The following is an 18,457-nucleotide window of genomic DNA, read 5'->3' as shown; positions in this document are numbered from 1 at the left end:
CGTCACGGCTCCCCCCCGTCTTCCGCGCGCGCTCCCGCCGCCGCGGCCTCGTGCCGGGTCGCGCCCAGGCGGTCGAGGACCAGGTCGGCCAGCACCTCGATGAAGTCGGGATCGGCGTTGAGCGACGGCGTGCGCGCGAAGCCCACGCCCGCCTCCTCCGCCACCTGCCGCGCCTCGATGTCCAGGTCGTAGAGCACCTCGAGGTGGTCCGCCACGAAGCCCACCGGGCAGGCCACCACCGCCCGCGCCCCCTCCCGGGCCAGTTCCCGGATCACGTCGGTCACGTCCGGGCCCAGCCAGGGGTCGGCCGTCCGGCCCGCGCTCTGGTAGGCCACCCGCCAACGCTGGAGCCCTGCCGCCGCCGCCACCTTGGCCGCGGTCTCCTCCACGTGGCGCGGGTAGGGATCGCCCCGGTCCACCACGGGCTGGGGGATGCTGTGGGCGGTGAAGACCACCACCGCGCCGTCCCGTCGGTCCGGCGGCAATGCGGCCAGCGTCGCCTCGACCCGCCGGGCCAGGGCGGCGACGAAGCCGGGGTGTCCGTGGAAGTGGTCGATGAAGTGCACCGGCGGTGCGCCGGCGTGCCGCGCCAGCGCCTCGCGGGCCGCCTGTTGGTAGAGGGCCACGCTGGCCGCCGAGTACTGGGGGGCCATGACCAGCGCCACCGCCTCGCGCGGCCGCGCCCCCACCAGCCGCTCCACGGCCTCGGCGATGAAGGGCTTGGCGTGCAGGTAGCCGACGAAGGCCGACACCGGCCGGCCCAGGCGCTCGGCCACCGTCGCGGCCACGCGGCGGGCCTGTTCTTCCGTGATCTCGTGCAGCGGCGACCGGCCGCCGATGGCCTTGTAGCGGTCGATCAGCTCCTGCAGCAGCTCGGGCGTCGGCGGACGCCCGTGACGGATGTGGGTGTAGTAGGGCTCCACCTCGTCCAGGCTCTGGGGCGTCCCGTAGGCCATGACCAGCAGACCCAGCAGGCCCTCGCCCCGCACCGTCCCCTCGGCCGCCGCGCTGGAGGGCGGCGACCCCGGGGGCCGGGGGGCGTTGTCGGTCGTCCTTCCGTCCATCGCTGCTCCCGCCTCCCAGGCCACGTTAGCACACGCAGCGCGGCGTGGGCGTCGGGTCAAGGCCCGGGGACGCCCACGGGCATGGACCGGAGCCGCGACCTGCCAGGGGCCCCCGCCTCACTGGAGCCACGTCTCCACCAGCCCGCGGTTTTCCTCGAGCCAAGCCGCCACGCCCTTCGCCGGCTGGTCCGCGCCGTGCTCCTGGATGGCCGCCTCTAGCGCCGCCAGCTGGTCGAGGGTCAACTCGAACCGCTCCAGCCAACGGGCGACCTCGGGGAAGTCGTCCCGGAAGCCCTGGCGCGCGATGATCTGGAGCTTCTCCGCCCCCTCGGGATTCATCAGCCCCTTGGGATCGTCCAGGTAGCGGATGTCGTACTTCGCAAACGCCCAGTGGGGGCGCCACAGGGTGACCACGATCCACTCCCGGTTCTGGATGGCCCGCTCGAGCTCCGCCAGCATCGTCGGCGTGCTGCTCTGGACCAGCTCCCAGTCGTCCAGGCCGTATCCTGGCATGGCGCTCTCCCGCGTCACGCGCATGAGGCCGGCACCGGCCTCGATGCCCACGATGCCCTTGCCGAACCGGTCGGCGTAACGGGGCAGGTCGGCGATGCTGCGCGCCTCCACGTAGTCCGGAACGGCCAGCCCCAGGTCGGCCTGGTCGTACCAGGTGCCCAGGACCTCCACCCGATCGCCGAACCGCTCCATGTATTGGCCGTGGGTCGAGGGCATCCACACGTCCAGGAAGAGGTCGATGCTGCCGTTGGCGACCGCGGCGAAGAGCGGCGCTACCTCGACCTGCGTCAGTTTGACCTGGTATCCCTGCTCTTCCAGCAGCGCTTTCCACAGGTAGGAGACGGCGATGTCCTCGTCCCACGGGATGTAGCCGATCTCGAGGGTCCCCTTGGCCTCGTTCCCCGCCCCGTCCGAGCGACCCATCCCGCCGCAGGCCCCCAGCAGGAGCGTGGCGAGGACCACCAGCCCGGCCAGCCATGGACGCCACCCCCCGCCGCGCCACCGTCGTGGACGAATCCGGTGATTCCGATCGCGATGCATCGTGCCACCTCCCGCTCCTTCGTGGCTCGCGCCGCCGGTCCCCGCCGCGAGCGACCACCGGCGGCTTCCCACAGGACCAGCCCGCCCGCGGGTGCCAGGCCGCCCGCTGGCGCGCCGCGGCCTTCGGACCGTCACGCCGCCCGGACGCCGGCGTCCCGTGCCCGACCGCCCGCGCGTCGAGACACCCTGCCGGCCAACCCCTCCGTCACCCGGTCCAGGTATACCGCCAACAACACCACGGCCAGCCCGGACTCCACGCCCAACGGGATGTCCAGCGCCGTCAGGCCGCGGACCACCTCGGCCCCGAGGCCTGGCGCACCGGCCATGCCCGCGATCACGACCATCGACAGCGCCAGCATGATCACCTGGTTGACACCGGCCATGATGGTCGGCAGGGCCAGGGGTAGCTGGATCTTGCGCAGGATCTGGTTCGGGGTGGATCCAAAGGCGCGACCCGCCTCCACCACGTCGGCTGGCACCTGGCGGATCCCCAGGTCCGTCAGGCGTATCGCCGGCGGGACCGCGAAGACCACCGTGGCCAGCAAGCCCGGCACCACGCCCGCGCCGAAGAACAGCACCGCCGGCAGCAGGTGGACGAAGGCCGGCAGGGTCTGCATGAGGTCCAGCACGGGCCGCAGGACCGCCCGCAGCCAGGGGGACCGGCTGGCGGCGATCCCCAGGGGGATGCCCAACGCGACGGCGATCACGGTGGCCGCCAGCACCAAGGCCAGGGTCTGCATCGCCGGCTCCCACTCGCCCATCGCCGCGACCAGGACGAACGCGGCCGCGGCGAACAGCCCGAAGCCCCGTCCCCGCAGCCACCAGGCCAGGGTGGCCAGCACGGCGATCACCAGCAGTGGAGGGCTGCCGACCAGTAGCGTGGTGGTCGCATCCACCAGACCGCTGACACCCTGCGCCAGGGCGTCCCAGACGGGGTCCAGGGCGTCGAGCAACCAGTAGATCCCGGCCTCCACCCACTCCCCCAGCGGCACGTCGATCTCACCGATCCCCACCGGCAACGGATACATCCCCTCCTTCCCGCGTCTGCCCGGCGCCGCCGTCGGCGGACTGGCTCCGCCCTCCGGCCGTGGAGGCGCCGTCGTCGCGACCGTGGGCCTGCGCCGGCTCGCCGGAGCCCTCGGGCGGGTTGACCGCCACCTCCCCGGCCATGCCCGCGAGGACCTGCACCCGGGCGACCAGGCCGACCAACCGGCCCCGCTCGTCGACGACGGCCACGGGCCACGGGCTGCGGGCGATGACCGGAATCAAGTCTCTGAGGGTGGTCTCGGGGGAACACGTGGGGACGTCGCGCCGGACCACCGCAGCCAGGGTCCGCTCCCCTCGCCGGGCCGCCTCGAGCGCGTCGTCCGCCGTCACCAGACCCCGCAGGCGCCGCTCCCGGTCCACCACGAAGACCGACGAGAGCTGCAGCTCCTCCATCTTGCGGAGCGCCACCCGGGGGCCATCGCTCTCCCGCACCGTCTCCGGCCGCCGCATGACCGTGCGCGCCGTGAACACCTTGCTCCGGTCCACGTCTTCGGTGAAGGAGGCCACGTAATCGTCGGCCGGTCGCGCCAGCACGCCCTCGGGCGTGTCGACCTGGACGACGCGGCCGTCTCGCATGATGGCGATGCGGTCCCCCAGCTTGAGGGCCTCGCTGAGGTCGTGGGTGATGAAGACGATGGTGCGCTGCAGCTCCGCCTGCAACTGGAGCAGTTCGTCCTGCATCTCGCGGCGGATCAGGGGATCCAGCGCGCTGAACGCCTCGTCCATGAGCAGGATGTCCGCATCCGTGGCCAGTGCCCGGGCCAGGCCCACCCGTTGTCGCATGCCGCCGGACAGCTCCCCCGGGTAGCTGTCGGCCCACTGGGCCAGGCCCACCGTCTCCAGCGCCTCCAGGGCGCGCTGGCGGCGCCGCCTCGCGTCGACGCCGCGGACCTCCAGGCCGTACTCCACGTTCCCGAGGACGGTGCGATGGGGGAGGAGGGCGAAGTGCTGGAACACCATGGCGAAGCGCTCCCGCCGCAGCTGCAAGAGGGCGCGCGGCGGCAGCGCGGTGACATCCTCTCCGTCCAGCAGGATGCGGCCCGCCGTGGGCTCGACGAGGCGGTTGAGACAACGCAGCAGCGTCGACTTGCCGCTGCCGGAGAGCCCCATGATGACGAAGATCTCGCCCTTCTCGATGGCCAGGCTGACCCCCGCCACCGCCAGGGTGTGGCCCGTGCGCCGCAGGATCTCGTCCTTGGAGCGGCCCGCGCGCGCCAGGGCGAGGGCTTCGTGGGGGCGTGGCCCGAACAGCTTGTAGACGTCGTCCACCACGATCTGGGCCACGCGTCGGCTCACCTCCCCGTGGCTTGTCATGGTGGGCCATTCCGGCGAGCAAGGCAGGGCAGTGCCGGATGGGGCGCGACCTCGCATGGAGAGGAGGCGACTGGGAGCGGGCCCCTCAAGGCCCGCATCGGAGACCCTGGGGTTCCAGGGGGAAACAAAAAACCGGCCTGCGGAGCCTGCCGGTTCCAGTTGTGGGCACTCGCCGGAACGATGGGCTGCAGCCTCCTCCTTGGTAACACAACAGCGCGCCGGTCTGCAAGGCCTGCTCGGCGACGTCCCCGCGGCGCCCGGTCGTGCGCCGCATTTCCGCGGCATTTCGGCGGTATTCTCTCCCCGCCCCTTTCCCCTATACTGGGGGCGAGGTCCTCGGACCGCCGGGCCGCGCAGCCGCCACGGCAGGAGCCCAACGGTGCTCGCTTGGGCCGAAGAGGAGGCCGTCCACCATGGAAGTCATCAAGATCTCGCCCCGCGGCTACTGCTATGGCGTGGTCGACGCCATCGCGCTGGCGCGGCGGGCCGCCGCCGACCCCACGCTGCCCCGGCCCATCTACATCCTGGGCATGATCGTCCACAACCGCCACGTGGTGGAGGAGCTGGCCCGGGAGGGCGTCCACACGCTGGATGGCGAAGACCGCTTGTCGCTGCTGGAAAAGGTGGACCGCGGCACGGTGATCTTCACCGCCCACGGCATCGCGCCCCAGGTCCGGCGGCGGGCCATCGAGAAGGGGCTGACCTGGATCGACGCCACCTGCCCCGACGTCACCCGCACCCACGAGCTGATCAAGGACCGCGTGGCCAAAGGGTTCGAGATCATCTACATCGGCAAGAAGGGCCACCCCGAGCCCGAGGGCGCCATGGGCGAGGCGCCCGGCCACGTGCACCTGATCGAGACCGTCGACGACCTCGACGCCCTGCCCCTGGACCCGGCGACCACGCCGCGGGTCGCCGTGGTCACCCAGACCACCCTGAGCAAGTGGGACACCGAGGCGCTGATCCGCGCGGTGCTGGAGCGCTACCCCCACGCCGAGGTCCACAACGAGATCTGCCTGGCCACCCAGCTGCGCCAGGAGGCCGCCGTGCGCCAGGCCCGCGACGCCGACGTGGTGATCGTCGTGGGCGACCCGCGCAGCAACAACTCCAACCGCCTGGTCCAGGTGGTGCGGGAGATCGCCGGCAAGCCGGCCTACCTGGTGGACAGCGCGGAGCAGATCGACCCCGCGTGGCTGAAGGGCGCGCGCCGCGTCGCCGTCACGGCGGGTTCGTCCACACCGAGCCAGATCACGCGGCGGGTGATCGAGTGGCTCGAGGCCTACGAGCCGGACGAACCGGCCGGGATGACCGCCTCCGGTTGACCCCTACACCGACCCCAGCCCCGCCATGCGCATGATGCGCTCCCACAGCGGCTCCGGCACCGGCATGACCGACAGGCGCGAGTTCCGTACCAGCTCCCAGTCCTTGAAGGCCGGGTCCGCCTTGATCTGCACCAGGGTCACCGGCCGCGGCAGGCGCAGGCGGGCCTTGAGATCCACGGCCACCCAGCGCCCGGTCGGGTCGGTGGGGTCCGGGTAGGCCCCGCGCACCACCTCGGCCACCCCTACCGCCTGCTTCTCGCTGCCCGTGTGGTACACGAGCACCAGATCCCCGGGCTGCATCGCCTTCATGTGCTTCTGCGCCAAGTTGTTGCGGACACCGTCCCAGTAATCCGTCCCCTCCCGCTCGAGGTCGGCGTAGCTGTAGACCGCCGGCTCGGTCTTGACCAGCCAGTAGGCCATCGCGCACCGAACACCCCTTCCTCCGCAGACCCCATGGGCCCGGCCCCGTGGTACATTGTTGCCCAGCGGCAACCGCGCCGCCGCGCGGCGACCGCGCCCCGCACGGCCCGGGCGCCGCGCGCCGGCCGGGCCTGCCGTCGCGGGCGGCCGCGGCGTCCCCGTCGCGGACCTCCCGCCGCTCCGCGCATCCCCGCCGCCACGGCGGGCGAGAACGCCATCCCGGGAGGGGGAACCGGCCGTGCTCCGGACCTTCATGCGGGCCAAGCTGCACGGGGGCACCATCACCGAGGCGAACCTGCGCTACGTGGGCAGCCTGACCGTCGACCGGGAGCTGCTGGCCGCCGCGGACATCCTGCCGGGGGAACTGGTCCAGGTGATCGACGTGACCAACGGGGCCCGCCTGGAGACCTACGTGATCCCCGGTCCCGCCGGCTCCGGCGTCATGGCGGCCAACGGCGGCGCCGCCCGGCTCGTCCAGCCGGGGGACCGGGTCATCGTCATCGCCTATGCTCACCTGACGCCGGACGAGATCCCCGGCTTCCGCGGCCGCGTCGTGGTCCTGGGCGAGGGCAACCGGGTCCTCGAGGTCCGGGAGCAACCGGCTGCGTGGTGACAGGCCGTCGCGGCCTCAGAGCCAGAACCGCCGTCGCCGCCGCACCGCGGGCCGGGGCAGGTCGATCCGCTCGCCGGCCAGGACCGCCGCCGTGGCCCGTTCGACCACCGCCAGGGTCTCCATGCCGCCGGGCAGGCGCCCGAGCTCCCGGTAGGCCTCCGCCAGCTGCGGCGGGCGATGGGCGTTGTGGGCATCCGAGCCGATGAGGTGGACCATCCCCCGCCGCACCAGCCACTCCGCCGTCCGTCGGATCGGGTCCCGCCGCGGTCGCAGGAGGGCGGACGCCGTGATCTGGAGCCACACCCCCCGCTCCACCAGCGGAACCAGCCACTCCGGCCGTCGCTGCACGGGAAGGTACCGCTCGGGATGGGCGACGACTGGAACCGCCCCCGCTGCCTGCAGCTCGAAGAGCACCCCCTCGACGTAGGGCGGCAACGCGATCATGTTCCACTCCACCAGGACGTACGGCCCCTCGCCGCCCAGCGGCACCAGCTCACCCCGCCGCCACGCCCGCGCCGTCTCCGGCACGAGGAAGACCTCGCTGCCCGGCCGCACCCGGAGCGGGACGCCCGCCGCGTCGAGGCGCCGCTGGAACTCCGCGGTCAGGCCGCGGATGGTCTCGGGCCGGTTGTCGTAGACCTCGGGGTAGACGTGGGGCGTCAGGATCAACTGCGCCGTACCGTCGGCGACGGCCGTGCGGGCCAGGGTCAGGGCCTCGTCCCAATCGGCGGCGCCGTCGTCCAGGCCCGGCAGCAGATGGCTGTGGACGTCGACGCGAGCTGCTGCGGTCACCCTCTCCCTCCCGGATGCCCAGTCTGCCCACCGCATGCCGCCGCCGACGATGGCGGCTCAGGGAGGCAACCGCCACGGCTCGGCCGCACGGGGAACCGCGCTTCGCGGCGAGGCCCGGGTCGGCCTGGGCCGGCCCCGGCCGGTGGTCCGGGCCATCACCGCGGCCGTGGGACCCGTTCCTACGCGGAGGCCGGGGTCGCCGCCTCGGCCGCCGTCGCGCCCGAGGGGTGCGGGAAGGCCCGGGCCAGTTCGCGCACGCGGTCCGCGAGCCGCTCCAGCTGGGCCGGTTCGTCCCGGTGCCGCAGGACGGCGGCGATGAGCTGGCCGATCTCCCGCATCTCCGCCTCCCCCATGCCGCGGGTGGTCAGGGCCGGGGTACCCAGCCGGATGCCGCTGGTGACCATGGGCGGCTGGGGGTCGAAGGGGATGGCGTTCTTGTTCACGGTGATGCCCACGCGCTCCAGCACCTGCTCCGCCTCGCGCCCGGTGACGCCCAGGGGGCGCAGGTCGACCAGCACCAGGTGGTTGTCCGTGCCTCCGCTGACGAGGCGCAACCCCTCGGCGGCCAGGGTCTCGGCCAGGGCGCGGGCGTTGGCCACCACCTGCCAGGCATACGCGCGGAAGGCGGGCTGCGCGGCCTCGTGGAAGCACACGGCCTTGGCGGCGATCACGTGCATGAGCGGCCCGCCCTGCATGCCGGGGAACACCGCCTTGTCGAGCGCCTTCGCCTCGCCGGCGCGGCACAGCACGAACCCGCCCCGTGGGCCGCGCAGGGTCTTGTGGGTGGTCGAGGTGACGAACTCGGCGAAGGGCACCGGGTTCGGGTGCTCGCCACCCGCCACCAGGCCGGCGATGTGGGCCATGTCGACCATCACCTTGGCCCCGACCTCGTCGGCGATGGCGCGGAAGCGGGCGAAGTCGATGACCCGCGGGTAGGCCGACGCCCCCACCACGATGAGCTTCGGCCGGTGCTCCCGCGCCAGGCGTGCCACCTGGTCGTAGTCGATGCGCTCGGTCTCGGGGTCCACCCCGTAGGCCACGACGCGATAGAGCTGGCCGGAGAAGTTCACCGGGCTGCCGTGGGTCAGGTGGCCGCCGTGGGCCAGGTCCATCCCGAGGATGGTGTCGCCGGGCTGGAGCGTGGCGAAGTAGACCGCCATGTTGGCCTGGGCACCCGAGTGGGGCTGCACGTTGGCGTGCTCGGCACCGAAGAGGGCGCAGGCCCGGCGGCGGGCCAGCTCCTCCACCTCGTCGACGAACTGGCAACCGCCGTAGTAGCGGCGGCCGGGGTAGCCCTCGGCGTACTTGTTGGTGAGGGCGGAGCCCATGGCCTCCAGGACGGCGGCGCTGGTGAAGTTCTCCGACGCGATGAGCTCCAGGGTCTCCCGCTGGCGGCGGTGCTCCTCCCGGATCCAGCGGAGGATCTCGGGGTCCGTGGCGGCCAGCGCGCTCATCACCGGGGCATCTCCTCCTCTCGGCGGCCTCGCGGCACCGGGGTGGCGTCCTCGGGGCGGCGCCTCCTGACGGCGGTCTCCGCCACCCGCCGGGACGAACCGGCCCGGGCCCCCGGGCACGGCGACCTGCTGCAAGTGTTCGCAGATCGCATCCGATCCCCTGCCCTCGCCGCCCCGCGGCGCGGGCGGTGCGCCACGGCCGCCGGTTCGTCGCGGTAGGGGGCCCCCCGGCGTACCCGGCGATGGCGTCGGCCCGCCGGAGAACGGCACCGGCGGTCGGGCCTTGCGTTACCTTACTTTTCTAAAGTAACTTGATGTTCAAAAGGACGGCGGAGGATCACCCTCCTGCCATAAGCCCGCACGAGGGAGGGCTAGCCTTGGAGATCGGCATCTACAGCTTCGGCGAGCGCAACGTGGACCCCGAGACCGGGCAGCTGATCAGCCCGGCGGAGCGCATCCGGCGCCTCCTCGAGGAGATCGAGCTGGCCGACCAGGTGGGGCTCGACGTCTTCGGCGTCGGCGAGCACCACCGCCCGGACTATGTCGTCTCGGCACCCGCCGTGGTGCTGGCCGCGGCGGCCGCCCGGACCCGCCGCATCCGCCTGACCAGCGCCGTCAACGTGCTGAGCTCGGACGACCCGGTGCGCGTGTTCCAGCAGTTCGCCACCCTGGACCTGATCTCCGGCGGGCGGGCGGAGATCATGGTGGGGCGCGGCTCCTTCATCGAGTCCTTCCCCCTCTTCGGCTACGACCTCAGGGACTACGACGCCCTGTTCGAGGAGAAGCTGGACCTCCTGCTCAAGCTGCGGGAGTCGGAACGGGTGACCTGGTCGGGGCGGTTTCGGCCGCCCATCCGCGACCGGGGCGTGTACCCACGGCCGATCCAGAACCCCATCCCGGTGTGGATCGCCGTGGGCGGCACCCCCGAGTCGGCCGTCCGCGCGGGGCGGCTGGGCCTGCCCATGGCCCTGGGCATCATCGGCGGCATCCCGGCGCGGTTCCGGCCGCTGGTGGAGCTGTTCCGCCAGGCGGCGCGCGAGGCCGGCCACCCCGTGCCGCGGCTGAGCATCAACTCCCACGGCTTCATCGCGGACACCTCCAAGGACGCGGCGGACACCGCCTTCCCCGCCTTCAAGGAGGTCATGGACCGGCTCGGGCGCGAGCGGGGCTGGGGGCCGCTGACGCGGGAGCAGTTCGAGTTCTCCCGGTCCCTGCACGGCGCGGATTTCGTCGGCAACCCGGAGGAGGTGATCGAGAAGATCCTCTACCAGCACGAGCTGTTCCACCACGACCGGTTCCTGCTGCAGCTGACGGTGGGCACCCTGCCCCACAAGAAGGTGCTGCGGGCCATCGAGCTCTTGGGCACCAAGGTGGCGCCGGCGGTGCGCAAGGCGCTGGGGAAGGATCGGGAGGACCGTGGGGGCCGCGGTGACGGGGGCAACAGCGGTGGCGGCCGGGGCCGCGACGGCCAGAAGGATGCTGCGGCACCGAGCACGGCGGTGGGGACGCCTCCTGCCACGGGGCGGTGACCGGACGGGCGGGCGCCGGGCACAGCGGCCCAGGGTGGGCAGCGTGGAATCCGCGGACCCGCCCCTGGCAGGCCCGCCCGAGCGAAGGTACGGACCCGGCGGAGGTCGGGAACGTCACGGCTCGCCCCGGGGTTGGTCAGAGCCGTCACGGCTCGCTCCGGCGGACGGAGCCGTAACCGGTCTCGCCTCGGATCAGGAGGTCGGGAGCGGTGGTTCTCCGGACGAACCTCCGTCGCGTAGGGGCCGGTGCATCGCGCCGGCCCCTACGAATGCCGTGCCCGTTGCACTTAAGCCGCGGACCGTCGCCCCAGTCCCCCGCCACGTCGGCCCTGTGTTCCTCGGTTTAGGTGTCCCGCGGCCCCCAGATCATGAGCACGGCCCCGGCCACGGCGACGGCAGCCCCGACCAGATCCCAGCGGTCGGGCATCCATCCGTCCACCCAGCGGCCCCAGGCCAGGCTCAGCACGATGAAGAAGGCGCCGTAGGCGGCGTACACCCGCCCGAAGTGCGGGATCGGCTGCAGGGTGGGGATGACGCCGTACAGAAAGAGGATCGCCGCCCCGACGACCAGCCACCCGACCCCCTTGCCCTCCCGCAGGGACTGCCACACCAGCCATCCGCCACCGATCTCGGCCAGGCCCGCCAGGACGAAGAGGGCCAGGCTGACCAGTGCCGTCACCCTACGATCCCTCCCGTTCGACCCGTTCAGCACCTCGTTCGCGCAACGCCTTGTCCCATTCTGGTCATACTTCGGAAGCGAGGGCAGGTCCCGCCTGCGCCCCGCGCGCCCGGGCCCGAAAAAGCCTGGGACAGGCCTGGGACGGGGACTGCTGGGCACCCCACCCGCCCCGCGGCCGCAGCCGCAGTCGCGGGCACCGGACGCAGCGCCGCTACGGAACAGGCGCGGAGCCGTACGCGGAGCCGTATTCGTCACCACTCGGTTGGACTGCGGGGTGATCCGATGCTCCAAGACGGCGACCGTACCCCGGAGGCCGCCAAGCATGCGAGAGACGGGAGGGACCGCTACCGTGCAGGCCCCACGGCGACCGGTCCCGGCCCTGGGACCGCAGCGGGCACCGCGAGCGAAGGGGACCGCAGCGCCGGCGACCTCCGGGCCGCCGTGCGCCGCGCCGAGGCCAAGCCCTACCCCACGCCCGTCAGCGGCCAGGGCGCCCAGCCCGCGGCGACGGAGGAAGCCCGCGAGCGCCAGGCGCGGGCGCGGGCCATCACCGCCCAGAGCCCGGAACCCGAGGTGACGGGCGCCCCCGCTGGCGAAGGGCCCCGCTTCTCTCAACAGGACGAGCTCGAGCCCGACGTGATCCGCCGCCTCGACGCCCACCCCTCCATGCGGATCCCGGGGGTGTGGCAGTGGCTGCCCGGCATCGTCACCGCCCGCCTGCAGGAGCTGGTCAACTGGGGGCGGGCCAATTCCCTGTGGTATCTGCTCTTCGGATTGGCCTGCTGCGCCATCGAGATGATGGCCGCCGGCGGCACCCGTACCGACCTGGACCGGATCGGATCGGTCTTCCGCGCCTCGCCCCGCCAGGCGGACCTGATGATCGTCTCCGGCACCGTGACGGAGAAGATGGCCCCCGTGGTCAAGACCCTCTACGACCAGATGGCTGAGCCGAAGTTCGTGGTCTCCATGGGCGCGTGCGCCACCAACGGCGGGCCGTACTACCAGGGCTACAACGTGGTCGACGGCGTGGACAAGATCATCCCGGTGGACGTCTACGTAGCCGGCTGCCCGCCGCGGCCGGAGGCGCTGGTCCACGCCATCTTGAAGCTCCAGGACAAGGTCCGGCGCATCGGGGTGGCCCATGAGGCCTGAGGCGGAGAAGGGGGCACCCGGTCCAGTCCCGCCCGCCGGCCCACGGCCTATCTCGCGTCCCGACCCGGCCGCCACACCGGGGCTCGAGCGGGAGGCCGCCCGTGACCTCGACTCCACCACCTCTCCGGGCTTTGACCGGGTATCCCCGCCGCCGGCCCGGCCGGCGGTTCCACCGGATCTGCCGCCTCCACCCGATCTGCCGCCAGCCCCTGCCCCCCTCGAGCCCACGCCCGTGCCGCTGCCCGGCCCTTGGCTTCCGTGGCAGCGCTACGTGGCCGCGTTCGTCCGCAGCCGGCAGGCCCGAACGGGGGCTCACAAGCCCCTCTGCACCGCCCGCGCCTGCCACTACAACCACGGGGGCACCTGCAACCTCGAACGGGTGGAACCGGCCCCGGCCCCGGTGATGGACGCGAGCCTCTGCCCCCACGCCGTCTTCCTCACGCCGGGACCCTCCTGATCCCCGCCCTCAGTCAGAGACCTCCTCATCTAAGTCGGGTTGACACGCCCGGGAGCTGTCGGATGTCGGCGCAACGGATTTGTCTGCGATAGAGTAGACCTGTCCCGTTTCTCCGGCTGCGGCGAGGAGGCGATCCTCAATCGCCTCCTTATGCTCGCCTCAATCACCTCCATATGCTCGGCCATAACGACAAAGGCGCGGTAGCCGTGATGCAGATCGAGCTGCTGGGCTTGGGGCCGGTAGACGCCCTGTAACCACTGGCGCACCAGGCCATGCTTGGATCAGGGGTCGGTCAGACGGTTGAGGACCATGGTGAAGACGGCCTCGGCCACGTCGAAGGCGAGCTGGCGATCTTGCAGTAGTGCCTCGAAGGCTTTGTCCAGTTCGGCCTCTCGCCACATTCGAAGATCAGCGCCGGACCCCACTGCTTGGACCAGCGGACGTTCAGGCGCTCCACCTGTTCTTCGAGCCGCCGCCAGGTGCTCTAGGAGAAGCGGGCCAGGTTCTCGATCAGGGCATCGAGGCGGCCGTTCTGGAGATCCTCCAGCCGGCCCAAGGTGGCGACCACCCGCTGCCGGACGCGACCGCCCTGGCACACGCTGTCGACGAGTTGGAGGTGGGTGCGGGCGGAGCCGTCTTCATTCATGCGGGTTCTTGGGGCAGCATGGCACCGAGAAGGGCCGTCAGCTGTCGAACCCGAACCTGCACTCCGCTGCCGCCTCCGCTCGCGGAATCGACACAAGTTTATCTCTTGACTGCGCCGATTCGTGCGCTGAGGGACCTGACCTCAATTGTGCACACACGAATTTACGGGAAATGATCGAAAGCAGTAGGAAGGAGTCACCGTCTTAACATGTTGTCGAATCTCTAGTGAGAGCGTCGACAAGTTTGGGCTTGCGCGATTCCATCGGTTACGTTAAACTCAATGCCATAGTTGCCATTGGAAGGGGTGATTCTGATGCGCTGATAGCTGATAAACCGACCGATGTGTTCGTTATGGGGGCGGTGTGATTGATTGATCGACTAAAGTCCTGCTCCTTTTGTGGGAAAACCGAAGCGAAAGTCAAGCTCATAAGTGCTCCTGATGACTATGATTTGGAAATGAATATTTGCAGTGAGTGTGTAGAAGAGTGCATACACATCATTGATGGTAAAATCACGGCAGGAAAGCTATTTCGTAGTGCTACTGTGGATACAACGGAAGAACGATCTACAAATTGCTCCTTGTGCTTTAAGAGTCCGAAGCAGGCAGGTATGCTTCTGACGAACGGCACCCTCTTCATCTGCAATGAATGCATCTCTCTCTGCAAAATGGTTCTTGACGAAGAGAGCAAGAATCGGGCGGGAAAGTGATGTTTGTCGCAGTGAGAAGGTTGCATTTTATCACGTGGGCAGTACTTCTTGTGGTGGTGTTAGCGCTCTATGGGGGCTTGGTGACGGCGTCAGCTAGTGCCCACGCGGTCGAGGGAGGGTTGGTGGCCCCAGAGTCTAACAGTGGGGGCGATATCCAACCACATCATATCATAACCGGTAACTGTGGTAGTGTCGACTTCACTGTTTTCCGTTCTGGCAGAACTGCTGCAGCGAGAATCGGTATATTTGGGTATCCAGGTGTTACTGTAACTGGTCGCTGGACTGTGGATTGGGGTGATGGGACCACTAGTAGTGGGTGGATACCTACGGGTGTATCATCTTGGTCCTATCGAATAACTTTCAATAATGTTACAGTAGCTCTTCGCCTTCTCCACAAAATTGGAAACAGCGCTTCCGTTGCTAACCGACACCTGAACACCACCTCACGGCGCGAGCATAGGCTCCTAATGCTAGCGACGGCGGAGTCGTCCCATCTTCTCAGCAATTCGTCGTGCAAGCGTGATCGGTCTATTTCACCATGGTGTTCGTGCTGCTGCCGCTGTCCGTTGGCATCGTCCACTGGATGTTCCGTGTCATACGCGAGGGTTCCTAGCCGGCGCGTGGCAGCGGGGTGAGCTCAGCCCAGAACTGCAAGATCACCCAAGCGCAAAGCGCAACGCCCCTTGCGGAGCGGGCAATTACGGCACCGTCCCGACACGTTGGGGCGCTAGGCTACGGCGCTCCAAGGCCCCGCGGGGCTAAGCGGTGGCCATCCCCCGCTCCAGCTCCTCATCCCCCACGAGGTACCGCAGCGTCACCGCCAAGAGCGCGCGGCCCGCCACCAGCATGGCCCGCTCGTCGATGTCGAAGCGCGGGTGATGGTGGGGGTACGACGCCCCCACCTCGGGATTGCCTGCCCCCGTGAAGAAGAAGCAGCCCGGCACCTTCTGCAGGTAGTAGGCGAAGTCCTCGCCGCCCATCACCGGCGCCACCCGCTCCACCGCCTCCGCGCCGGCGTAACGCTGGATGGCTTCGGCCGCGAAGGCCGTCATGTCCTCGTGGTTGCACAGGGCCGGATAGCCCCGCTCGTACTTGAAACGATACCCGGCCCCGTGGGCCTCGCAGGTCCCGCGCACCAGCCGCTTGAGCAGGGTCTCCATCCGGTCCCGCACCGCGGGGCTCAAGGTCCGTACCGTCCCCGTCAGGGTGGCGGTGGCGGGAATCACGTTGAAGGCCGCGCCGGCATGCAGCGTCCCCACCGAAACCACCGCCGGCTCCAGGGGGTCGACCATCCGCCCCACCACCTGCTGCAGCTGCGTGACCACCTGGGCCGCCACCAGGATGGGGTCGACCCCCTGGTGCGGCGCCGCGGCGTGGCAGCCCTGGCCCAGGATCTCGATCTCGAACCGGTCGGCGGCCGCCATGGCGTAGCCGGGGCAGTAGCCCACCCGCCCCACGGGCAGCGGGGTCCAGAGGTGGGTGCCGAAGATCACATCGACCCCGTCCAGGCACCCGTCCTCGATCATGGGCTTGGCGCCGCCCGGCGCCACCTCCTCGGCGAACTGGTGGATCAGCACCACGCGGCCCCGGAGGCGGCGGCGTTCTTCCATCAAGACCCGTCCCACCGCCAGCAAAGTCGCCGTGTGGGCGTCGTGGCCGCAGGCGTGCATGACGCCGGGCACCTGGGAGCGATAGGGCACGTCCTTCTCGTCCTGGATGGGCAGGGCGTCGAAGTCGGCCCGCAGGGCCACCGTCGGGCCCGGCCGGGCGCCCTCGATCACCCCCACGACCCCCCGCCCGCCGACGCCGGTGCGGACGGGGATGCCCGCCTCCCGCAGCCGCTCCGCGATGAAGCGCGGCGTCTCGACTTCCTGGAAGGACAGCTCGGGATGCTGATGGAGATGGCGCCGCCAGGCCACCATAGTGCCGAACAGGGCCTCCAGGCGCGGACCCCAGGGGGCAGGGAGCACGGCCAACGGACCTCCCTCCTCGGGTTCCAGGACGGGTGCTCCGTCCCGCGACTCGGTTCCCTGGATTTCACCGCCGAGGGGCGGTCATCCTGGCACGGATCGGAGGAATGGAAGCCTTGCCAAGGCAGCGCGGCTGGACCGGTGAGGCCAGCGACCCGGCCGGTGCGGCGGGAGGCGGGGCCGGTTCGTCCCCCGGCATGGGCGGACCGAACGGCGCAGCCGGTTCGTCCGGAGGAACGCGGCCGCGGACGGCCCTCGGTCCCTTGCGGGTGGCCGCCACCTATATCGGCACCGTGGTGGGAGCGGGATTCGCCTCGGGCCAGGAGATCTTGCGGTTCTTCACCGCGTACGACGGGTGGGGCACGCTGGGCCTCCTGGGGGTCGCCGCGCTGCTCGCCGCCTTCGGGGTGGCCATCATGCGGCTCGGCGCGGCCACGGGCGCCGAATCCCACCAGGAGCTGGTCCGGGCGGCGGGCGGTCGATGGCTGGGCGCCCTGGCCGACTGGGTGATCACCGGGTTCTTGTTTGCTGGCACCGCCGTGATGATCGCCGGGTCCAACGCCATCTTCCGGGAGCAGTTCGGGTGGCCCGGGTGGCTGGGCGGGCTGGCCATGGCGGCGGCGGCCACGGTGACGGTGCTCTTCCGGCTGCGGGGGGTGACGGCCGTCACCTCCCTGGTGGCGCCCGTCCTGATGGTGGGGGCGCTCGGCGTCAGCGCCGGGGTGCTCGTGCGCGAGGGCTGGCCGGCCACCCCGCCCGGCGGCACCGGCGTGGCTGGGGCCGCGCCCTTCTGGCCGCTGGCGGCCATGCTCTATGCCAGCTTCAACCTGTTGCTGGCCATGCCGGTGCTGGCCCCGCTGGGCGCCCAGGTGCAGCGTCCGTCTACCCTGCACGCCGGCGGGCTGCTGGGGGGCGCGGGGCTGGGGCTGGCCGCCCTGGCCCTGCACCTCGCCGTGTGGGCCGGCCTGCCGGCCACCGCCCGCGTCGAGGTCCCCATGCTCGCCCTCGCCCGCGGCTTCGGCCCCGTCCTGGGCACAGCCTACGCGGTCATCCTGTGGCTCGAGGTGTTCACCACCGCCGTCACCTCCCTGTACGGGGTGGCGGCGCGCCTGCGCTCCCCCGAGCGGACGGGCTACGCCACCACGGTCCTGGGCCTGGGAGGCGTCGCCTTCGCCGGCAGCTTCGTCGGCTTCGCCAACCTGGTGACGCGGGTCTACCCGCTGGTGGGGTACCTGGGCCTGCTGGTGATGGTCGCCGTGGCCTGGCGGGCCGTGCCTCTCCTGCTGACGGGACGCGAGTCGGCCCAGGCTGACCGGCCGGCGAAGGAACCGGACCGTGTCCCGGCGGGAGCCCCGGGACGGCGAGAACCCGGTGGTGTCCCGGCAGGAGCGCCGGCACGGCGGGGGCCGGAGCGCAGGCCCGCGGAGGCGCTCACGTCTCGTCCCCTGAGGGAACACCGGTCGGCACCGGTGCCCGTTCCGGCCCTCGGCCGTGCCCTGGCCCGGGCGACGGCCGCGGCCGGGGTGCTGTGGGGCGGCGCCCACCTGACCGGTGGCACGGCCACGGGCTGGAGCGTGCCCGAGCTGGGCCTCTGGCTCGCCGCCGGCACCGGCCTCGCCCTGATCGGCGCCCTGGCGGACCGGCTGCGCTGGGCGGCGGTCCTTGGCGCCGGCGCCCGCACGAGCCTGGCCGCGGCGGCCATCGCCTTCCTACTGGAGTTCGGTCTCGGCAGCCTGTGGCTGGCGACCACCGGGTCCGCCGCCGGGGCGTGGCTGGGGGGCGACGCCGGCAGCGGCAGCGGGGCGCCGGCCGCCCCCGACCCGGCAGGACCCGGCCGGGCCGGGCCTTCAGGCACGGGAGTCCGCGACCTCGCCGGCTCGTCCCCGCCGGCCGGCGTCCCGGACCAGCCCCTGCCCGAGACAGGCGACCGCTCTCCGCCGGCGCGCGGAGCGGAGTCCGGTATGCCGGGCGCCTGGTGGCTCGAAGCCCCTTCGGCGGGTCTAGTGCCCCCGGAGGCCGCGGGCGCCGACAGCCTGCCGAGTCCGGCCTGGACCGGGGACCTCCCGGCGCAGGCGAGCCTGACCTGGAGCACGGCGCTCCTGGCCGTCGTGGCGGGGACCGCCGCGCCGGTAGTGATGGCGGGCCTGGCCCGACGGCGGAGTGGGGGCGCCCCGCCGTCCCCGCCGTGAGCCACAGGCCCGCACGCTAGCTCGAGGTGGCGCCGCTCTCATTTCCGCC

General features: G+C 71.4%; 17 protein-coding genes. 7 read left to right on the top strand and 10 right to left on the bottom strand.

Going from position 1 to position 18,457, the window contains the following annotated elements; genetic code table 11:
• Positions 1-2: 2 nt before the first annotated feature.
• From hemH to Q5761_RS03675, 4 genes are all read right to left on the bottom strand, one after another.
• Positions 3-1,064, bottom strand: a complete 1,062-nt coding sequence (gene hemH / locus Q5761_RS03690; protein ID WP_318751261.1) for a ferrochelatase — start codon at positions 1,062-1,064, stop codon at positions 3-5.
• A 117-nt stretch (positions 1,065-1,181) separates the two neighbouring features.
• The gene (locus Q5761_RS03685; RefSeq protein WP_318751260.1) at positions 1,182-2,117 is read right to left on the bottom strand and encodes a glycine betaine ABC transporter substrate-binding protein; all 936 of its coding nucleotides are present in this window, start codon (positions 2,115-2,117) and stop codon (positions 1,182-1,184) included.
• 131 nt (positions 2,118-2,248) lie between these two features.
• The gene (locus Q5761_RS03680; RefSeq protein WP_207669851.1) at positions 2,249-3,136 is read right to left on the bottom strand and encodes an ABC transporter permease; all 888 of its coding nucleotides are present in this window, start codon (positions 3,134-3,136) and stop codon (positions 2,249-2,251) included.
• Entirely contained in the window at positions 3,117-4,448 is a 1,332-nt protein-coding gene (locus tag Q5761_RS03675) for a quaternary amine ABC transporter ATP-binding protein (protein ID WP_318751259.1), read from the bottom strand. The genes Q5761_RS03680 and Q5761_RS03675 overlap by 20 nt, the downstream gene beginning before the upstream one ends.
• 443 nt (positions 4,449-4,891) lie before the next feature.
• On the opposite strand from Q5761_RS03675, the gene Q5761_RS03670 reads away from it, so the two are divergent.
• A complete protein-coding gene (locus Q5761_RS03670) occupies positions 4,892-5,800 on the top strand; it encodes a 4-hydroxy-3-methylbut-2-enyl diphosphate reductase (RefSeq protein ID WP_318751258.1) in 909 nt (302 codons plus the stop codon).
• Positions 5,801-5,803: 3 nt separating this feature from the next.
• On the opposite strand, the gene Q5761_RS03665 is transcribed toward Q5761_RS03670, so the two are convergent.
• Positions 5,804-6,220: an EVE domain-containing protein gene (locus Q5761_RS03665; RefSeq protein WP_318751257.1), complete on the bottom strand. Its 417-nt coding sequence runs from the start codon at positions 6,218-6,220 to the stop codon at positions 5,804-5,806.
• Positions 6,221-6,458: 238 nt separating this feature from the next.
• On the opposite strand from Q5761_RS03665, the gene panD reads away from it, so the two are divergent.
• Positions 6,459-6,833: an aspartate 1-decarboxylase gene (panD, locus tag Q5761_RS03660; RefSeq protein ID WP_318751256.1), complete on the top strand. Its 375-nt coding sequence runs from the start codon at positions 6,459-6,461 to the stop codon at positions 6,831-6,833.
• Positions 6,834-6,848: 15 nt separating this feature from the next.
• Here the strand turns inward: panD and Q5761_RS03655 are convergent, their stop codons facing one another.
• A complete protein-coding gene (locus Q5761_RS03655) occupies positions 6,849-7,625 on the bottom strand; it encodes a tyrosine-protein phosphatase (protein ID WP_318751255.1) in 777 nt (258 codons plus the stop codon).
• Positions 7,626-7,804: 179 nt separating this feature from the next.
• On the bottom strand, positions 7,805-9,079 hold the full coding sequence (gene glyA, locus Q5761_RS03650; RefSeq protein WP_318751602.1) for a serine hydroxymethyltransferase: 1,275 nt from the start codon (positions 9,077-9,079) through the stop codon (positions 7,805-7,807).
• Positions 9,080-9,456: 377 nt separating this feature from the next.
• Here glyA and Q5761_RS03645 point away from each other — a divergent pair, with 377 nt between their 5' ends.
• Positions 9,457-10,608, top strand: coding sequence for an LLM class flavin-dependent oxidoreductase (locus tag Q5761_RS03645; protein WP_318751254.1), 1,152 nt, complete (start codon positions 9,457-9,459; stop codon positions 10,606-10,608).
• A gap of 343 nt (positions 10,609-10,951) precedes the next feature.
• Here the strand turns inward: Q5761_RS03645 and Q5761_RS03640 are convergent, their stop codons facing one another.
• Positions 10,952-11,278, bottom strand: coding sequence for a YnfA family protein (locus Q5761_RS03640; RefSeq protein ID WP_040827211.1), 327 nt, complete (start codon positions 11,276-11,278; stop codon positions 10,952-10,954).
• Positions 11,279-11,953: 675 nt separating this feature from the next.
• Between Q5761_RS03640 and Q5761_RS03635 the strand changes: the two genes are divergently transcribed.
• Positions 11,954-12,439, top strand: a complete 486-nt coding sequence (locus tag Q5761_RS03635; RefSeq protein ID WP_318751601.1) for an NADH-quinone oxidoreductase subunit B family protein — start codon at positions 11,954-11,956, stop codon at positions 12,437-12,439.
• 232 nt (positions 12,440-12,671) lie between these two features.
• The gene (locus tag Q5761_RS03630; RefSeq protein WP_318751253.1) at positions 12,672-12,896 is read left to right on the top strand and encodes a hypothetical protein; all 225 of its coding nucleotides are present in this window, start codon (positions 12,672-12,674) and stop codon (positions 12,894-12,896) included.
• 484 nt (positions 12,897-13,380) lie between these two features.
• Here Q5761_RS03630 and Q5761_RS03625 read toward each other — a convergent pair whose 3' ends face one another.
• Complete coding sequence (locus Q5761_RS03625; RefSeq protein WP_318751252.1) at positions 13,381-13,542, bottom strand: hypothetical protein; 162 nt, start codon at positions 13,540-13,542, stop codon at positions 13,381-13,383.
• Positions 13,543-13,907: 365 nt separating this feature from the next.
• On the opposite strand from Q5761_RS03625, the gene Q5761_RS03620 reads away from it, so the two are divergent.
• Complete coding sequence (locus tag Q5761_RS03620; RefSeq protein ID WP_318751251.1) at positions 13,908-14,249, top strand: ClpX C4-type zinc finger protein; 342 nt, start codon at positions 13,908-13,910, stop codon at positions 14,247-14,249.
• A 758-nt stretch (positions 14,250-15,007) separates the two neighbouring features.
• Here the strand turns inward: Q5761_RS03620 and Q5761_RS03615 are convergent.
• Complete coding sequence (locus Q5761_RS03615; protein ID WP_318751600.1) at positions 15,008-16,219, bottom strand: amidohydrolase; 1,212 nt, start codon at positions 16,217-16,219, stop codon at positions 15,008-15,010.
• 116 nt (positions 16,220-16,335) lie between these two features.
• Between Q5761_RS03615 and Q5761_RS03610 the strand changes: the two genes are divergently transcribed.
• The gene (locus Q5761_RS03610) at positions 16,336-18,408 is read left to right on the top strand and encodes a hypothetical protein (RefSeq protein WP_318751250.1); all 2,073 of its coding nucleotides are present in this window, start codon (positions 16,336-16,338) and stop codon (positions 18,406-18,408) included.
• The last annotated feature ends 49 nt before the right edge of the window (positions 18,409-18,457 follow it).

This window comes from Thermaerobacter composti (assembly GCF_033582035.1).
In the GTDB taxonomy this organism is placed as follows: Bacteria; Bacillota; Sulfobacillia; order Thermaerobacterales; family Thermaerobacteraceae; genus Thermaerobacter; species Thermaerobacter composti.
The sequence above is the reverse complement of the archived record's forward strand: the minus strand, read 5'-3'. Positions and strand labels throughout refer to the sequence as shown.

Bases quoted from the DNA above. Each gene is read 5' to 3' on its own strand.
- hemH (WP_318751261.1), bottom strand. From the start codon at position 1,064: ATGGACGGAAGGACGACCGACAACGCCCCCCGGCCCCCGGGGTCGCCG.
- Q5761_RS03685 (WP_318751260.1), bottom strand. From the start codon at position 2,117: ATGCATCGCGATCGGAATCACCGGATTCGTCCACGACGGTGGCGCGGC.
- Q5761_RS03670 (WP_318751258.1), top strand. From the start codon at position 4,892: ATGGAAGTCATCAAGATCTCGCCCCGCGGCTACTGCTATGGCGTGGTC.
- Q5761_RS03665 (WP_318751257.1), bottom strand. From the start codon at position 6,220: ATGGCCTACTGGCTGGTCAAGACCGAGCCGGCGGTCTACAGCTACGCC.
- glyA (WP_318751602.1), bottom strand. From the start codon at position 9,079: ATGAGCGCGCTGGCCGCCACGGACCCCGAGATCCTCCGCTGGATCCGG.
- Q5761_RS03635 (WP_318751601.1), top strand. From the start codon at position 11,954: ATGCGGATCCCGGGGGTGTGGCAGTGGCTGCCCGGCATCGTCACCGCC.
- Q5761_RS03625 (WP_318751252.1), bottom strand. From the start codon at position 13,542: ATGAATGAAGACGGCTCCGCCCGCACCCACCTCCAACTCGTCGACAGC.